The following is a 14,590-nucleotide window of genomic DNA, read 5'->3' on the forward strand; positions in this document are numbered from 1 at the left end:
TCATCACAATTTAGGAGAACAAGAAGCTGAAATGTTTGATGATGCACCAACCCAGCATCAGACTTCAGAACTGGTCGGAACATCAATGTGCGCCGGAGTTCCTTAAAAAATCTGATCTAATTCTGAACGCAACTTCATCCGAATCGCAATCACTGTTAAGTTATCGTGACCATTATGCTCATTACCCAAATTGATTAACGTCCGAACCCCTTTGCTTAAGCTGCTATCAAAACTCAAGAGCGGAGCAACATGGCTTTCAATGTGAGACTCAAGACAGTCGTTATCGGTTAAGCCATCGGAGCAGAGGAGAAACACCGTATCATCCGTAACCTCTAGGGTCAAAATGTCGGGGTTGAGATAGTCATTGCCACGGGGGCCCAAGGCCTGGGTGAGTTGGTAGGCATCGGGACGGGCATAGGCAATTTCCGGTTCCACACCGCGCTTGATGTCCCGCTGACCCACTTCATGATCGACCGATAGCTGTTCCAGGCCATGCCGCCGGGTAAACCGATAGGCCCGACTATCCCCCACATGGGCTAAACAAACCGCCTGATTATGAACCAACGCAAGGACGAGGGTGGTGCCCATTCGCCCACTCCCAATGGTGCGCTGATCCTCGTTGTGATTGAAAATAGCTTGATTAGCGGCAAAAATGGCCTGGCGAATCACCTCATCTTCTGGGAGTGGCTCACCCTCTAGCCAATGCTCTTGGAAAAAATTAAATACTGTGCTGGCGGCTAAGGAACTGGCAACTTCCCCTTGGGCATGGCCACCCATCCCATCACAGAGGACATAAAGCCCACGGGCCTGGAGTTTTTGCCCAATGGATGTCCCGCAATAGTGTTGCCGATGATCAATCAGGAAAAAGTCTTCATTGTGATGTCGTTGCCGCCCGGTATCCGTCAAACCAACGGTATCTAACTGGACTAATTGCTTGGGTAAGACCGCAGTTGGGGAATCCTCTGTAATTGCTTGGGCTGGGGTTGAGTTGAGATCCTGTTGCCAATGGGCATCTAGGCTGGCGACAACGTTTTTCAAGTCAAAGTCTTGGCTATTACCGAGGTTGATCAGATCCGATTGGAGTGTTTCCCACAGTTGCTCAATTAAGGCCTGGATGTCAGCCAATGTTTGCTGAGGCTGGGTTTGGAGCATGACAAAAAGAGGTTGAAAGGCCTGTTGACGGCTGGCAGGGGCCTGGGATAGTAAAGACTGCCAAAGCGCGATCAGGCCTTGCGGCGATGGATCAGGGAGGGGGGAAAAGTCGAGATACCGGACGGCTAAAATCCCTTCACCGTAAATACAAAGGTTATCTTCATCTAAAAGACTGGCCGCACAGCCCCAGGCCTCCAGATTGGGCCAGAGGTCAATCATTTCCTCCATCCAGGCCAGAAGTTGCCCGTTATCCAATTCTGGATCCTGCCAGGCCTGCCATAAACTGGGACATTGACTCCGATCCTGCAAAACCACGAATTGACGCGGCTCATGGATCCCCGGCTGGCCTGTCCCATAACCAACCCAAGCATCCTGGAGGCGGGGGACAAACTCAGAGAATAACAACCGTAAACTCAGGTAGCTGATCACGATAGGGGTGGGGGCATCGGGGCGGGCCTGGAGTTGAGTCAACATCTCCTGAGGCTGAGTTAAATCAAACTGATCAGCCTGTTGAATTAAGGTTTGGCTGAACTCCAAAACTCTAGTTGGGCGGCTGGGTTGAGTATCTTCCACACGGCCAGAGGTTGTATCTAGGCTAAAAGACGTGAGGCAACGGTAGCGGTTCTCCTCGTCTAAAAAGATGGCCCCTTCTTGGCGTTCGGTATCTTGCTCTAGCACTGGGGGCAAATCAGGCCTCCTCTCACAGGCCAACCAGGGAGAGTCAGAATCACAGGGATAGACGACTACGGCAGAAATTGGCTCAGACTGGCTGCCAAAATTCGTGAGTAGGTCTCGGCTGATCTCCTGGATGTCAATGGCATCGGGAATGAGGGTCAGTTCATCATCACCGGGATAGGCTTCAGCAACAGGTAATGAGACAGGGGTTTCAGTCTGGGGAGAGTCCGCTTCAGTCGGGTTGGGTGGCAGATTAGCGGGAGAGGGTGGCTGATCTCCAGGCCTGGAATTGGCAGCGGTTAATAAATCTGGAGTCCAAGTCATTTCTCCGAGTTCTGACCAGGCCAGTTCGGCAGTACCTTTGGCTCCGAGTTGCTGAGAACTTGATTTTGCCGCAGATTCAGAAGTCGGTGAGCTTAATTCATTCTCGACAGGGGCGGGGGGAACAAGGGGAGTGCCACAGTATAAGCAGAACTTGTTTGTCTCGGCATTAAACTGGTGGCAGTGAGGGCAGACAAGCATGAATAGCAGCCCATTGTAATTTGCAATTCCTATATTTTAGTCATCTCTTCCCGGAGTTTTACAAGCTCAGGTGACATTTTCGCAAGTTTTTAGAATTCAAAGAGATATAGGCCAAGCCTTCAGACAATCGTCAATTTTCTCAGCAAAGTCTTTCTTGATCAAGGTGGCGGAATTGGGAGTTGGGCCGTCACTAGGGATTAAATCTTTGAGAAATCCTGATATTTTTGCGAACATATCTTTGTAGGGCGGTCGCGGTTTGCCTTGAGGCAAGATTCATCTGCGGCGACGGAAACTCACCAGGAGCACAAAATGCCACTGTCGGAATTACCTATCGGGGAAATTGCCACCATCAGCCATACCGAAGCCACTGTGTTTGGGCCCGGTTTCACAGATCGTTTAGCCGCCTTGGGGATCATGCACGGGCGCAAAGTGGAAGTTTTACGCAAAGCCGCCCTAGGTGGCCCCCTCCATATTCGAGTCGGTTTAACCACAGAAGTCGCGATTCGCCGCCATGAAGCAGCCTTGATTATCTTGAATGCTCCCTCGGTTCCCCGATGAGTACCTGTCACTCTGGCGCAGTTGCGGTTCCAACCCACCAGGCCGCGAAACGAATCGCCCTACTCGGAATGCCCAATACAGGAAAGTCAACTCTGTTTAACCGCATGACCGGGGCAAGGGCCTTTGTGGGGAATTGGCCAGGGATTACCGTTGATCTTCTCCAAGCCGTGATCCCATTGGGGGAGGAAATGGTCGAGTTTGTCGATCTCCCCGGTATCTATGATCTGAATGGCTTTAGTGAGGATGAGGCCGTCGTTCAGCGATTTCTGGCAGAATTTCCGCTTAATTTGATTCTGATTATCCTGAATGCGGCCCAAATTGATCGGCAGGTGCGGCTGGCTCTCCAAGTTAAGGCTCTCGGTTTACCGGCCATAGTCCTGTTAAATTTATCCGATGAAGCCAAACGATTTGGGATTGAGATTCATGGCCCCACCTTGGCTCGAAATCTGGGGCTGCCCGTTTGTCTCCTGAGTGCCAAATATGGTCAAGGATACGCCCAGGCCCTGGCTGAAATAACCTGCACCCTCAGAGAACAAGAAACCGCCTATCAAGTGGCCAACCTCCAGGACTGTTTGACAAACAACGGCAGCCTCAACCAGGACATGACGACCGTTTTAGCCGAGGCCGTCGTTTTACCCAGTCAACTCAGACGAACGGTTACCGCCAGCCTTGATCGACTCTTCCTGCATCCAGTTTTGGGTATTCCCCTCTTTTTTACGGTCATGTTTGGCTTGTTCATGGTCATTTGGCAAGTGGGACTCCCCTCCCAAGATCTGATGGGCCTGGTCACGGACTGGTTGAATCAAACCCTGCTGCAACCCCTGATTCATCCGCTCCCCCAAGTGATCCAAGACTTGATTACCAATGGCCTCTGGAATGGCTTGGCCACAGTGGCTTCATTCTTGCCCTTGGTCGTGATTTTCTTTTTTGTCATGGCGGCTATCGAGGATAGTGGCTATTTATCGCGAGCAGCCTACCTGATGGATGCCTTTATGGGCCGGTTGGGCCTGGATGGACGGGGCTTTGTGATGCAGATGTTGGGGTTTGGCTGTAACGTGCCGGCCTTGATGGGCACAAGGGTGATGCGCTCCCAGGCCCTGCGGTGGTTGACGATGCTAATTATTCCCTTTTCCCTCTGCTCGGCCCGGCTACAGGTGTTTGTGTTTATCTTGGCGGCTGTGTTACCGGGAACGAAGGGAGCCATTGCCCTGTTTGGCTTGTATGTCCTGAGTTTTGTCGCGGCATTTTTGGCAGCAGCAATTTTTAGCCAGTCCCAACAATTAAAAAACCACGAACCCTTTATTTTGGAACTGCCCCCCTACAGATTGCCCACCTTAAAGCACGTCCTCTTGCGGGGCTGGGGTGAAGTTCGAGAATTTCTCTATCGGGCCTCGGGGTTTATTACCCTTGGTTGTTTGGGCGTGTGGACGATTACGAATTTACCGCCAGGGGCAACGGGCCTGGATACGATTGGGGGGCAAATTGGCAAATTACTGGTTCCGATCATGGCTCCGGTGGGTATTGATCCCCAACTCACGTTGGCTCTAATTTTTGGGTTTGTGGCCAAGGAAATTGTCGTGGGTTCCCTTGCGGTGATTTATGCCATGAATGCTAGTGGTGTCAGCCAGGCCATTGCCGCATCTGTGACGGTTCCCCAGGCCTTGAGTTTTTGCATTTTCTGTTTACTCTATACCCCCTGTTTAACGACCGTTGCTGTTCTGAAAAGTGAATCCAAATCCTGGGGCCTGACCCTTTTTTCCCTCGTCTTTTCCCTGGGGTATGCTTGGCTGATGAGTTTCATTTTCTATCAAGTTACTCTGGGTCTCCATTGGGCTTAGGTTCTATTTCGCCATTAAAACTAGAAACAATAATCAACGTCGTGCTGCCATAGACTTTTTGCCGATACGGGCCCAGGCCAGTTAACTCCGGCAGTTGATGAGTCCGACATTCCACCGCCATTGCTCCGGTCGGGGCGAGCAGGTTTAATGCAGCAATCAGTTTTAGGACCGGTTGATAGAGATTGCTGTCGTAGGGAGGATCAAAGTAGATATGGTCAAAGGGGGCAGTCTGGAGTTGGGGCAAGGCCTGGATCACATCGGCGCGGATGACTTGGAATTGCTGCTCGGCCTGGGCTAGGGATTGCCAATTGTGCTGAATGAGCCGATAAGCTTGGGGATTTTGCTCGATCCCCACCACGACACTGGCTCCCCGGACTAAGGCCTCAGCCCCCATCGCCCCACTGCCTGCACACAGATCCAACCAGCGACAGCCTGAGACTGAATTTTGCCAGATGTTAAACAGGGCTTGGCGAACTTTGGCCGTAGTCGGGCGGGTCTGATTGCCGGGTGGGGTGGCTAATTTCCGTTGTCCCTGAATCCGAATCGCCATTGTGGAGTTCCCATCCGAAATTAAGCGGTTGGCTTTTGGGCCTGAATCACTTGTAAACTCCCGCCAGTATAAGTCTGGTATTTCTGAATTTCAAAACCCAGGCCCCGCAGTTGTTGACTTAAATCTTCACCCATAAATCTCCAGGCCGTGTCGGTTTCAAAGAGATAGAAAAAGAGGCCCAGGCCTGGCCACAGTAACGGCAACTTCGGCGGGTGAAAATCAACCAAAGCAAAGATTCCCCCTGGCTGCAACACCCGATAAACCTCGGTCAAGATTTCCCCTAAGGTGGCTGCCGTCATTTCATGGAGGGCCAAACTGGTCTGGACTAAGCCAAATTGATGGTCTGCAAAGGGCATTTTCTGGGCAAAACTTTCCACAAACTGGGCCTGAGGAACCGCAAGTTGGGCCCGGGCAATGGCCTGGGGAGAGGCATCAAGACCCGTCACATTTTCAAATCTTTGACAGAGCAATTTTGTCACCGGCCCGTGGGCGCAACATAAATCTAAAACTGGGCTGGTTGCGAGTAAGTCTAAATCCTGCCAGGCCAGTTGCCGTAAGCGCGTTTCTCCCCCCACCGCCACAGAGGCCAAACGGGAAACTGTGTCATAAAACCAGGGATAGCGGTAACTCCAATCGCGCAGAATAGTGGCCATAGGTTCACTCAAGCACCGGAATTAAAGCCCACAAGGGTATATGTTACGTTGAAATTAAAGAATGCGCGCAGATTTATAGATTCTCCTATGAAGCATTCTGTTACCCAATCAAATCATGGGTCGAGGCTTATGTCCGGTCAAGACGGTCTGATTTCCAAAACTAAAAACTTTGGCGAAGGCCGCCACCCAGGGGGGCTTTTGTTGGCTTTTAATCCAGAAACAGAGAGAATTTCGCCTTAGACTGGACTCATACCCCTGATCAGAGCGGACACAGGCCATGCCGTTTTCCTTTTTACGTCCCGAACTTGACCAACTCCAGGCCTACACCCCCCACGCTGATAGTGATCATCTCCCGCCAGAGCCACTGGATATTCTCGACACTAATGAATTTCCTGCCGACTTGCCCCCGGATATAAAGCAGAAATTTGTTGATAATTTATGGAAATCCATCCCGGCTAACCGTTACCCCGATGGCAGTCATGTCCGCCTCAAAACAGCCATTACCCACTATGTCAACAGTCAGATCACACCCCCAGGCCAGCCCATAACTCCTGATCAAGTTTCTCTAGGTTGTGGTTCCGATGAGTTAATCCGGGCCATTCTCTTAGCTACTTGCGGCCCAGGCCAGGGAAAAATCTTGGTCGCCGAACCCACCTTTTCGATGTACGGCATTTTGGCCCGGGGCCTGGGGATTGGTGTGACCTCCATTGGCCGCAATCCCGATCACTTTGAGATGGATTTAGCCGCCGCCGATCAAGCCCTCAAAGAATCATCTATCCAAGTTATCTTTGTTGTTCACCCCAACTCACCCACAGGTAATGCCTTAACAGGGGCCGAGCAGGCCTGGCTGAGAACCATTCCCGATTCGGTGTTGGTGGTCATTGATGAAGCCTACTTTGAATTTAGTGGCCTGACCTTGGCGGCAGAACTGGCGTATCATCCCAACTGGCTCGTTTTACGGACGTTTTCTAAGGCTTGGCGGTTGGCCGCATTTCGGGTGGGGTATGGCCTGGGGCATCCAGAGGTGATTTTAGCCCTTGAAAAATTGCGCTTACCCTATAACCTGACGGCCCCTTCTCTGGCAGCGGCCCAGTTAGTTCTTTCAGAGCAGGACGCTTTGTTAGGGGAAGTCCCCGGCCTGTTAAGACAACGAGAGTACCTGTTCCAAGCCTTACAAGCCATTGCCCAATTACGGGTTTGGCCCAGTGAGGGGAATTTTATTTATTTCCAGGCCCAGGATCGGACGACCACCCAACAATTAGCCCAGATACTGCGCCAGGCCGGGAGCTTGGTTCGGTTTACCTGTGATGGGATTCGCTTAACCATTGGCACAGCCGCCGAAAATGAGCGGGTATTAAGTCGGATCCAGGCCTGGGCAAAAAACCCATAAACCAACTCTTCTAGACTGTAACTAAGGTATTCTCATCGTGAACCGAGAGGGACTGTTGTGGTTGTCTCGATGTTTTGGTTGTGGGTTGGCCTGGGGTTAATCCTCTGCTTCTTAGAAGTCCTGATTCCCACGGCCTTTGTCGAAATGATGCTGGGGGTGAGTGCTTTACTGATGGCCGTTGTCTCCCTCCTCATTCCCAATCCGGCGGTGCAAATTGTCCTCTGGTTGCTGGTGTCCGTCCTTTTGATCTACCTGATCCGGCGATTTTTTCCCCACCGTAAAGCCCTGAGCTTAGAAGAAGCCATGGAAGCCCAAACCTTGACTGTCATTAACCCTGGGAAAACCGGCCGGGTCTTGTATGAGGGGAATTCCTGGCAGGCCCGTTGTGAAGATCACCATTTGGAAATTGCCGAAAATGAAGCGGTTTATGTGGTGCGCCGGGAAGGGACAACCTTAATTGTGATTCCCCAAAAACAATTGGATCAATATACCTAATCTCCCCTATTCATTAATTCAATATGCCCCTATCCCCCTCTGAATATGTCCTCGAAGTTGCTGGTTTACGGGTTGAATTTCCCGCCCCGGCCCGACCCGTCGTCAATGGCATCAACTTGAGTTTGAAGCGAGGGCAAACCTTGGGCCTGGTGGGGGAGTCGGGTTCCGGTAAGTCGGTGACTTGTTTAGCCTTAATGCAGTTATTGTTACCACCTGGAAAAATTACCGCTGGCCAGGCCTGGTTTCATCCCCAAGGGGGCCAATCCGTCAACCTCTTACAACTCATACCGAGGGAACTAACCACCTACCGCGGCCAGGCCTTGGGGATGGTCTTTCAAGAGCCGATGAGTTCCTTAAATCCGGTCTTTAGCTGTGGGTTTCAACTCCAAGAAGTCCTTAGACAGCACAAAAAACTTAGTCCCGCCGCCGCCAAGCGCACCAGCATCGCCCTCCTGCAAGAAGTGCAATTAATTCCCACAGATCAAGAGCTTGCGGCCCAGTTTGTCGGAGAATCGCCTGCCCAAATTCAAGCCGCCATTCAGGCCCAGAAACAAACTTTTTTAGACCGCTATCCGCACCAATTGTCGGGGGGGCAAATTCAACGGGTCATGATTGCGATGGCATTAGCCGCTAACCCAGAAATTCTCATTGCCGATGAACCCACCACTGCCCTGGATGTCACCATTCAAGCCGCAATTCTCAAGCTTCTCAAAGACCTCAGTCACCAACGGCAGATGTCAATGATTTTTGTCAGCCATGATTTGGGGATTGTCGCCGATTTAGCCGATGAAATTGCCGTCATGTATCAAGGGGAAATTGTCGAAACTGGCCCCACGGAGGAGATATTCGCCCGCCCTCAGCATCCCTATACCCAGGGCCTGTTAGCCTGTCGCCCCCGTTTAGATATTCGCCTGGCCACCTTACCAACCATTGCTGATTTTCTATCCCCAGATCCTGCCAACTCTTCCCGTCTCTGTGATCTCAACAATCCAGCAACCATCATCAGTGAAGCAAGCCAACTGGAACGAGTCCAAGCCCTCCAGACCCAACCTCCCTTATTAGAAGTGGCCAATTTACGGGTCTTTTTTCCCATGCCGGCTCTCCTGGGGCAACCCAAACGCTATTGCCAGGCCGTGAATGATGTTTCTTTTCAACTCTATCCAGGAGAAACCCTTGGCCTGGTCGGGGAATCGGGCTGTGGTAAGACAACTTTGGCGCGCACCTTATTGGGGTTGGTGAATCCGAGTACCGGCAAGATTATGTTTCGGGGGCAGGATGTCACCCATTGGCGGGGGCAACAACGGCGGCAACGGCTGCAAATTATTTTTCAAGATCCCTACAGTGCCCTAGATCCCCGCTTAACCATTGGGGCCAGCATTGCCGAACCCCTGTATATTCAGCAAAAATCTTCTGCGAGATCGACAAGACCGTTCCGTCAGAGTCGTGTAGCTTACCTATTAGAACGGGTGGGCCTGGAACCAACGATGGCCAATCGCTATCCCCATGAGTTTTCTGGCGGTCAGCGGCAACGCATCTGTATTGCGCGGGCCTTGGCGTTACAACCAGAGTTAGTTATCTGTGATGAGTCGGTTTCGGCGTTGGATGTCTCGGTGCAGGCCCAGGTCTTAAATTTGCTCAAGGAACTCCAGGCCGAGTTTAATCTGACCTATATTTTCATTTCCCATGACTTGAGTGTGGTGAAGTTCATGAGCGACCGAATTATGGTGATGTATCGTGGCCAGGTGGAAGAAATTGCCCCAGCCGTTAGCCTCTATGAGCAACCCCAAAGTGACTATACTCGCCAGTTAATTGCGGCTATTCCAGGGATTAAGGGGTGAATTTAAGTTGAGAGGTTTAGGTTCTATTGAATTTGCGACAAGCTGGCACCTGGATAGTAATTGCCCAGAATTTGTAAATAGGAATAGCCTTGTTTCCCCAGTTCATAGGCTCCCGTTTGGCTCATGCCCCGCCCCCCAAAAACATCTCGGACAATATCATCGGTAGCGGCGTACATTGAAACCATGACTCGGCCACTGTGGGTTAGAACGATCCCGCGGGTATTTTGGACAGCGGCCTGGGTGGTATTCCATTCATCTTTGATGCCTCGATACACTTGCCAGCGTTCAGTATTCCCTAAATCAAAATAACGACTGGCAGGGCGGAACATTTGGGCCAGGGCATAGGAACGAGCGGCAATGGCCTGGGCTTTGAGAGTGTGGACTGGCCAACTGGGATAGACTTCTGCCCCGACAACGGCGACTAAATACTGTTCTAATTCCAATTGATTGATCGCGGTAATAGTGCCATTGAGGTTAATGATCCGCATTTTGCCCCGATACCAGTACCCATCCACATAGACCAGGCCCTGCCCCCCTGGGGTTAACCAAATGGAAGTTGGCAATGGTTTTTCCCACCCCGTTAATCCCTGTCCCCCGGCCTGGAGTGTCACGGCTTGATTAGCGGCTAATGTCCCTAAGGCTTGCCCCCGGTCATCGGTAATTTGGACATTGGCCGAAACCCCAATTCTCACCTGCCCCTGCTTATCCACCACTGCCACCCGGACCTCAGGCGACCGACTTTGACTAGGGGGGACCGGATTTAAGGCCTTGGGTGGAGTTACCGGTGCAAAAGACGTGGTTTTATTGGCTACGGGTGGATTAACGATTGTGGCTGGAGTTTGAGGAGTCAAGGCGGGGGTTGGCCGGGCCGAGAGGAGATCTTGCGAGGGGAAGAAGAGACTGGAACTACCCGTTGGCGTAGATTTCCCCAGAAAAGGAGTGGGAACGTGCTGAGGAGAATTTTTTAAGGGAGTGGGGGCAGCAACGGAACCTAAGGTGTCAGGACTCAAATAATTTTGACTTAGGTAAAGAGGAGGAGTTAATGCAGGCTGGGCACGCCAGAGGGGAAGAAGAACAACAACACCTAAAATGGGCAAACCCAGGCCCGCTCCCACTAAACCATACCGAACTTGCCACCAGGCCGGGAGTTGGGGGATTTTCAGAGGAAAGTTGCTGGGCAGAAAGCGTAGGTGCATAAAGCTCTAGTATTCAATGTGACCGAAACCCAACCTTGAGACTAACACCCCCGACCCGTTGGAACAACAAAAGCAGCCATCGGGATTCCCAGGCCTAGGCAGGGGGTCGAACAAGCAGGCTAAAATTTAGCGAGCATTCCCTAGGTGATTTGGCCTAACTTCCCCCATTCATTCATGAACCAGCCCCAACCCCGCCGTTCAAAATTTGATCCCAGTCGCGTCAAACAATGGTTGCAGGGGCATGAGGTACTGATTGATCTCTCCATCACCGGCCTGGTCTTGTGTTCAATTGCCATTTTTGTGATTCAAACCTATCCGATTCCCGCGGAACTACGCGTCGTTTTGGATCGGGTTAACGTTGGGATTCTGATTACCTTTGCCGTTGAATATCTCCTCCGACTTTGGGCTGCGGAACGGAAATGGAAATATTTCTTCAGTGTTTATTCTCTGATTGATTTACTCACGATTGTTCCCTTTTTTATTGGCCTGGTTGATATTAGTTTTATTCGCGTCTTTCGCTGGTTTCGGATTTTACGGCTGTTTCGCTTTTTTGAGAATCGCGCTTGGTTTGGCCGCTTTACCACCAATGACACGGTCATTTTTGCCCGGATTTTGCTGACCCTCTTGGCCATTTTATTTGTCTATTCCGGCTTAATTTACCAGGCCGAGCACGATTTAAACTCCGAGAATTTCCAAACCTTCTTGGATGCGTTCTACTATGCAGTTGTGACCATGACCACGGTCGGATTTGGGGATATTACGCCAATTTCGGAAGTGGGCCGCCTGTTAACCGTCTTGATGATTTTTACGGGCATTGCTTTAATTCCCTGGCAAGTGGGAGATTTCATTCGGCAACTGATCAAAAGTGCTAATCAACGGATGGTGGTTTGTTCTACCTGTGGGTTGGCCGCCCATGATCTCGATGCCCGTTGCTGTAAACATTGTGGTGCACCCTTGCCCATCCCCTTAGCTAAAACCGAGCCTGGCCTGGGGACAAACCCAGAAAACACAAATGCTCACCATAGATTAGAGTAAAGCAGAAAGGATCGGATGTTCCCCATGTAGGATTGGAGAGGAGCTAGGCAATAAAGGGTTCATAGGCCATAGATTTGATTTTGACACCGATTCAACATTGTTTTTCTAAAACAACCATGCCTGATGGGAGCAGAAACCTGTGATGGCTGCCCGCAATTGGCCCTATGTTACACCGGGGATTCCAGATGCTTATTTTGAACGCTTGCCGGGAATTCCCTTGACCCATCGGGAAACGCGGTTGTTGGTGCTGGCCCATTTACGACTCCAGGCCAATTCGGTGCTTTGGGATATTGGGGCGGGGACAGGAACCATTCCAGTCGAGGCGGGGTTGTTATCTCCTCAAGGGCAAATTGTCGCAGTCGAGCGAGATGAAGAAGTGGCTGGGTTAATTCGCCGCAATTGTGATCAGTTTGATTTGCAGAATGTCGAAATTGTTGTGGATGAAGCCCCGGCCTGCCTCGCCTCCTTAAGCCCCACTCCAGATCGGGTTTGTTTGGAAGGGGGACGGCCGATGAAGATTATTTTGGAACAGGCCTGGGAATTTTTAGCCCCTGGTGGTCGAATTGTCGCCACTGCCAGCAGTCTCGAAAATTTATATGCCCTCTCAGAAGCCCTTGCCACCGTCCAAGCCCGGAGCATTGAAGTTGTCCAGTCGGTGATTAATCGTCTCGAAACCCGCGGTGGGCATCAGATTTTTGCAGCAGTAGAACCGATTTTTATCCTGAGTGGCGAAAAGTTAAGCTAAGCCCATAACCCTGCTAATTTTGCTTGGGATTGATGACGGTTTGATACCCGCAAACTCTCTAAAACTATTCAGCGTCTTCAATTCACCGAAGGTAAAATATTCGCAAATAATCTTGGTGTAATTCAAAACCAGGCCATAGTTTAAATCTTCTGGAATACCCGGAATATGATGATGCCAGCGAAACTCGTCAATGGTTAACCAGGCCATGAATCCCCAAAAAAGATTGCCCGCTGGGTAGTTTTCTCAGCCGTTAAAGGATCAAACCTACTTACCAAGTGCTTCAGGATACCATCATGGACAATCCAATATAGGATTAGCTAGTATGAGAATATAATCCTACCAATTTATGCGCAGGTGGTTTCAGCTATGAGCAAAAAAGTAAGCATAACATTGGATGATGAAGTTCTGGAGTTTGTTGATCATTTAGCCAGCAATCGGAGTAGCTTTATCAATCATGTTCTTTTGCAAGAGAAGAAAAAGATTTTCATGAAGGAGTTAGAAGAGGCTTATAAGGATCAGTCCGGTAACCTAGAGTTCCAAGAAGAAATTTTTGTTTGGGATAGTGCGGTGGGTGACGGTTTAAATGCCTAACGGAATCCTAACTTACAAGCGAGGAGAGATTTGGTGGGTTGATCTGAAGCCCGTTGTGGGTCATAAAACGGATAAAGAGTGGCCTTGTCTGATTTTGCAAAATGATGTTGGTAACCAAAGTGGGACTACGACTATAGTTGCTCCCTTATTGCCCGGAAAAAAGACTTATCCTTTTGTTGTGAATATTACACCAACTGCTCAGAATGGCCTGGACAGAGATCGACACGTCAACTTAAGTCAAATGAGGGCTGTGGATGCTCAGAGAATTAAGAGGAGACAGGGGGTTTTAGAAGATATCTACTGGGATGAAATTGAGAAAGCAGTCTGCATTGAACTTGGCTTTAGCTCAGCATTCAAGAGCGTATAGCTCTAAATCCAGGCCAGGCCTTCACACTGTTTAAATATTGATCTTGGTAATTTACTTAAAATTCGAGCACGATTAAGCCCAGCCATAAAGGTCGAATATTGGAGTTAAAATGGCCTCGAATTAACACGATCAAGTGTTCTTCTGACACCCACCCAGGCCAGGTGTTCACACTGTTTAATTATTGACTTTGGCACTTCACTTAAAATTTGAGCACGATTAAGTCCTGTCATGAAATCAGAATACTCACAAATAAGATTGGGGTAGTTCAAAACCAGGCCGTAGTTTAAATCTTCAGTTTTTACATTTATATTCCTATATGGTAATTAGATAAAGACCTAAGATTCAGTCTAGACACCTTGATATAGCAATCCTTATGGACTTTGGAAATTGGGATGTTAATTTTACTGGAGTTAAGGCCTTGAATCATTCTTGACTCAAGTATGATTGCTATAGTTATTTTAGACGGAGACTTTTAGCCTAATACATAGTTTTTAGGGCGTAGTGTGAATTAATAGGTAGGTAGTCAAGATTTCATTAGTTTTTGCCATCTATAACGATTGTGAATATCGCTCTAGACGCTCTTCAAGTGTTCCAGTGTGGAGTTCAAAAAGATGATTGTCGTAATCGTAGAAGTAGAGAGATTGACCTTCTCCTTCTACACGAGAGCGATCGCTACGGACTTCTACCCCAAGACTCCTTATTCGTTCAGCATATTGCTCGAAGTCTTTTTCCCTAATCTTGAAAGCAACATGATTGTAACTTCTACTGGGAAGCGGCTCACCTTCCATAATTGCAATCCATAAATGATTGATAAGGAAGAACTTTTCCCGTGACAAAGAGAATGTTTTGTCGCCACTTGCGTAAATTTCCTTCGCATCAAAAATGTGCGTTAGAAATGTTGCCATCTGTTCAAGATCACGGACGATAAAGGTGATGTGGCTAATTCCTTCAATCATGAGAGCCTCCTGTACTTTCAAGTAAGTTC

At 49.7% G+C, this 14,590-nt stretch carries 15 protein-coding genes; 9 read left to right on the forward strand and 6 right to left on the reverse strand.

Translation table 11 applies throughout. From position 1 onward, the window contains the following. Positions 1-102 precede the first annotated feature (102 nt). Positions 103-2,349 carry a serine/threonine phosphatase gene (locus tag SYN6312_RS18265; RefSeq protein WP_015124309.1) on the reverse strand — a complete coding sequence of 749 codons (2,247 nt, stop codon included), beginning with the start codon at positions 2,347-2,349 and terminating at the stop codon, positions 103-105. Positions 2,350-2,658: 309 nt separating this feature from the next. Here SYN6312_RS18265 and SYN6312_RS07750 point away from each other — a divergent pair, with 309 nt between their 5' ends. Then, positions 2,659-2,907: a FeoA family protein gene (locus tag SYN6312_RS07750; protein WP_015124310.1), complete on the forward strand. Its 249-nt coding sequence runs from the start codon at positions 2,659-2,661 to the stop codon at positions 2,905-2,907. After that, the gene (feoB, locus tag SYN6312_RS07755; RefSeq protein ID WP_015124311.1) at positions 2,904-4,745 is read left to right on the forward strand and encodes a ferrous iron transport protein B; all 1,842 of its coding nucleotides are present in this window, start codon (positions 2,904-2,906) and stop codon (positions 4,743-4,745) included. Before SYN6312_RS07750 ends, feoB begins: the two co-directional genes overlap by 4 nt. On the opposite strand, the gene rsmD is transcribed toward feoB, so the two are convergent. Further along, entirely contained in the window at positions 4,720-5,295 is a 576-nt protein-coding gene (rsmD, locus tag SYN6312_RS07760; protein ID WP_015124312.1) for a 16S rRNA (guanine(966)-N(2))-methyltransferase RsmD, read from the reverse strand. The two genes, feoB and rsmD, sit on opposite strands and share 26 nt — an antisense overlap. A 20-nt stretch (positions 5,296-5,315) precedes the next feature. Then, a complete protein-coding gene (locus SYN6312_RS07765; RefSeq protein WP_015124313.1) occupies positions 5,316-5,948 on the reverse strand; it encodes a class I SAM-dependent methyltransferase in 633 nt (210 codons plus the stop codon). A gap of 277 nt (positions 5,949-6,225) precedes the next feature. Between SYN6312_RS07765 and SYN6312_RS07770 the strand changes: the two genes are divergently transcribed. The 3 genes from SYN6312_RS07770 (at position 6,226) to SYN6312_RS07780 (ending at position 9,671) form a co-directional block, all read left to right on the forward strand. Continuing rightward, the gene (locus tag SYN6312_RS07770; protein WP_015124314.1) at positions 6,226-7,338 is read left to right on the forward strand and encodes a histidinol-phosphate transaminase; all 1,113 of its coding nucleotides are present in this window, start codon (positions 6,226-6,228) and stop codon (positions 7,336-7,338) included. A gap of 69 nt (positions 7,339-7,407) precedes the next feature. Next, positions 7,408-7,833, forward strand: a complete 426-nt coding sequence (locus SYN6312_RS07775; protein WP_041430717.1) for an NfeD family protein — start codon at positions 7,408-7,410, stop codon at positions 7,831-7,833. A gap of 23 nt (positions 7,834-7,856) precedes the next feature. Beyond that, positions 7,857-9,671: an ABC transporter ATP-binding protein gene (locus tag SYN6312_RS07780; protein ID WP_015124316.1), complete on the forward strand. Its 1,815-nt coding sequence runs from the start codon at positions 7,857-7,859 to the stop codon at positions 9,669-9,671. A gap of 23 nt (positions 9,672-9,694) precedes the next feature. On the opposite strand, the gene SYN6312_RS18270 is transcribed toward SYN6312_RS07780, so the two are convergent. After that, positions 9,695-10,867, reverse strand: a complete 1,173-nt coding sequence (locus tag SYN6312_RS18270; protein ID WP_015124317.1) for a SpoIID/LytB domain-containing protein — start codon at positions 10,865-10,867, stop codon at positions 9,695-9,697. Between the two features lie 174 nt (positions 10,868-11,041). On the opposite strand from SYN6312_RS18270, the gene SYN6312_RS07790 reads away from it, so the two are divergent. After that, positions 11,042-11,902, forward strand: coding sequence for an ion transporter (locus SYN6312_RS07790; protein ID WP_015124318.1), 861 nt, complete (start codon positions 11,042-11,044; stop codon positions 11,900-11,902). Between the two features lie 142 nt (positions 11,903-12,044). Further along, positions 12,045-12,647: a precorrin-6Y C5,15-methyltransferase subunit CbiT gene (gene cbiT / locus SYN6312_RS07795; RefSeq protein ID WP_015124319.1), complete on the forward strand. Its 603-nt coding sequence runs from the start codon at positions 12,045-12,047 to the stop codon at positions 12,645-12,647. On the opposite strand, the gene SYN6312_RS07800 is transcribed toward cbiT, so the two are convergent. Continuing rightward, entirely contained in the window at positions 12,639-12,854 is a 216-nt protein-coding gene (locus SYN6312_RS07800) for a hypothetical protein (RefSeq protein ID WP_015124320.1), read from the reverse strand. The two genes, cbiT and SYN6312_RS07800, sit on opposite strands and share 9 nt — an antisense overlap. A 159-nt stretch (positions 12,855-13,013) precedes the next feature. Between SYN6312_RS07800 and SYN6312_RS07805 the strand changes: the two genes are divergently transcribed. Together SYN6312_RS07805 and SYN6312_RS07810 are read left to right on the forward strand one after the other, a co-directional pair. Further along, positions 13,014-13,238: a hypothetical protein gene (locus SYN6312_RS07805; RefSeq protein WP_015124321.1), complete on the forward strand. Its 225-nt coding sequence runs from the start codon at positions 13,014-13,016 to the stop codon at positions 13,236-13,238. Beyond that, a complete protein-coding gene (locus SYN6312_RS07810) occupies positions 13,231-13,605 on the forward strand; it encodes a type II toxin-antitoxin system PemK/MazF family toxin (RefSeq protein WP_015124322.1) in 375 nt (124 codons plus the stop codon). Before SYN6312_RS07805 ends, SYN6312_RS07810 begins: the two co-directional genes overlap by 8 nt. Before the next feature lie 548 nt (positions 13,606-14,153). Here the strand turns inward: SYN6312_RS07810 and fosX are convergent. Next, entirely contained in the window at positions 14,154-14,561 is a 408-nt protein-coding gene (gene fosX, locus SYN6312_RS07815) for a FosX/FosE/FosI family fosfomycin resistance hydrolase (RefSeq protein WP_015124323.1), read from the reverse strand. Between the last annotated feature and the right edge of the window lie 29 nt (positions 14,562-14,590).

The organism is Synechococcus sp. PCC 6312 (assembly GCF_000316685.1).
Lineage (GTDB): Bacteria > Cyanobacteriota > Cyanobacteriia > Thermosynechococcales > Thermosynechococcaceae > Pseudocalidococcus.

Excerpts from the sequence above, each read along its gene's own strand:
- SYN6312_RS18265 (WP_015124309.1), bottom strand. The coding sequence starts at position 2,349 with ATGCTTGTCTGCCCTCACTGCCACCAGTTTAATGCCGAGACAAACAAG.
- SYN6312_RS07750 (WP_015124310.1), top strand. The coding sequence starts at position 2,659 with ATGCCACTGTCGGAATTACCTATCGGGGAAATTGCCACCATCAGCCAT.
- feoB (WP_015124311.1), top strand. The coding sequence starts at position 2,904 with ATGAGTACCTGTCACTCTGGCGCAGTTGCGGTTCCAACCCACCAGGCC.
- rsmD (WP_015124312.1), bottom strand. The coding sequence starts at position 5,295 with ATGGCGATTCGGATTCAGGGACAACGGAAATTAGCCACCCCACCCGGC.
- SYN6312_RS07765 (WP_015124313.1), bottom strand. The coding sequence starts at position 5,948 with ATGGCCACTATTCTGCGCGATTGGAGTTACCGCTATCCCTGGTTTTAT.
- SYN6312_RS07770 (WP_015124314.1), top strand. The coding sequence starts at position 6,226 with ATGCCGTTTTCCTTTTTACGTCCCGAACTTGACCAACTCCAGGCCTAC.
- SYN6312_RS07775 (WP_041430717.1), top strand. The coding sequence starts at position 7,408 with ATGTTTTGGTTGTGGGTTGGCCTGGGGTTAATCCTCTGCTTCTTAGAA.
- SYN6312_RS07780 (WP_015124316.1), top strand. The coding sequence starts at position 7,857 with ATGCCCCTATCCCCCTCTGAATATGTCCTCGAAGTTGCTGGTTTACGG.
- SYN6312_RS18270 (WP_015124317.1), bottom strand. The coding sequence starts at position 10,867 with ATGCACCTACGCTTTCTGCCCAGCAACTTTCCTCTGAAAATCCCCCAA.
- SYN6312_RS07790 (WP_015124318.1), top strand. The coding sequence starts at position 11,042 with ATGAACCAGCCCCAACCCCGCCGTTCAAAATTTGATCCCAGTCGCGTC.
- cbiT (WP_015124319.1), top strand. The coding sequence starts at position 12,045 with ATGGCTGCCCGCAATTGGCCCTATGTTACACCGGGGATTCCAGATGCT.
- SYN6312_RS07800 (WP_015124320.1), bottom strand. The coding sequence starts at position 12,854 with ATGGCCTGGTTAACCATTGACGAGTTTCGCTGGCATCATCATATTCCG.
- SYN6312_RS07805 (WP_015124321.1), top strand. The coding sequence starts at position 13,014 with ATGAGCAAAAAAGTAAGCATAACATTGGATGATGAAGTTCTGGAGTTT.
- SYN6312_RS07810 (WP_015124322.1), top strand. The coding sequence starts at position 13,231 with ATGCCTAACGGAATCCTAACTTACAAGCGAGGAGAGATTTGGTGGGTT.
- fosX (WP_015124323.1), bottom strand. The coding sequence starts at position 14,561 with ATGATTGAAGGAATTAGCCACATCACCTTTATCGTCCGTGATCTTGAA.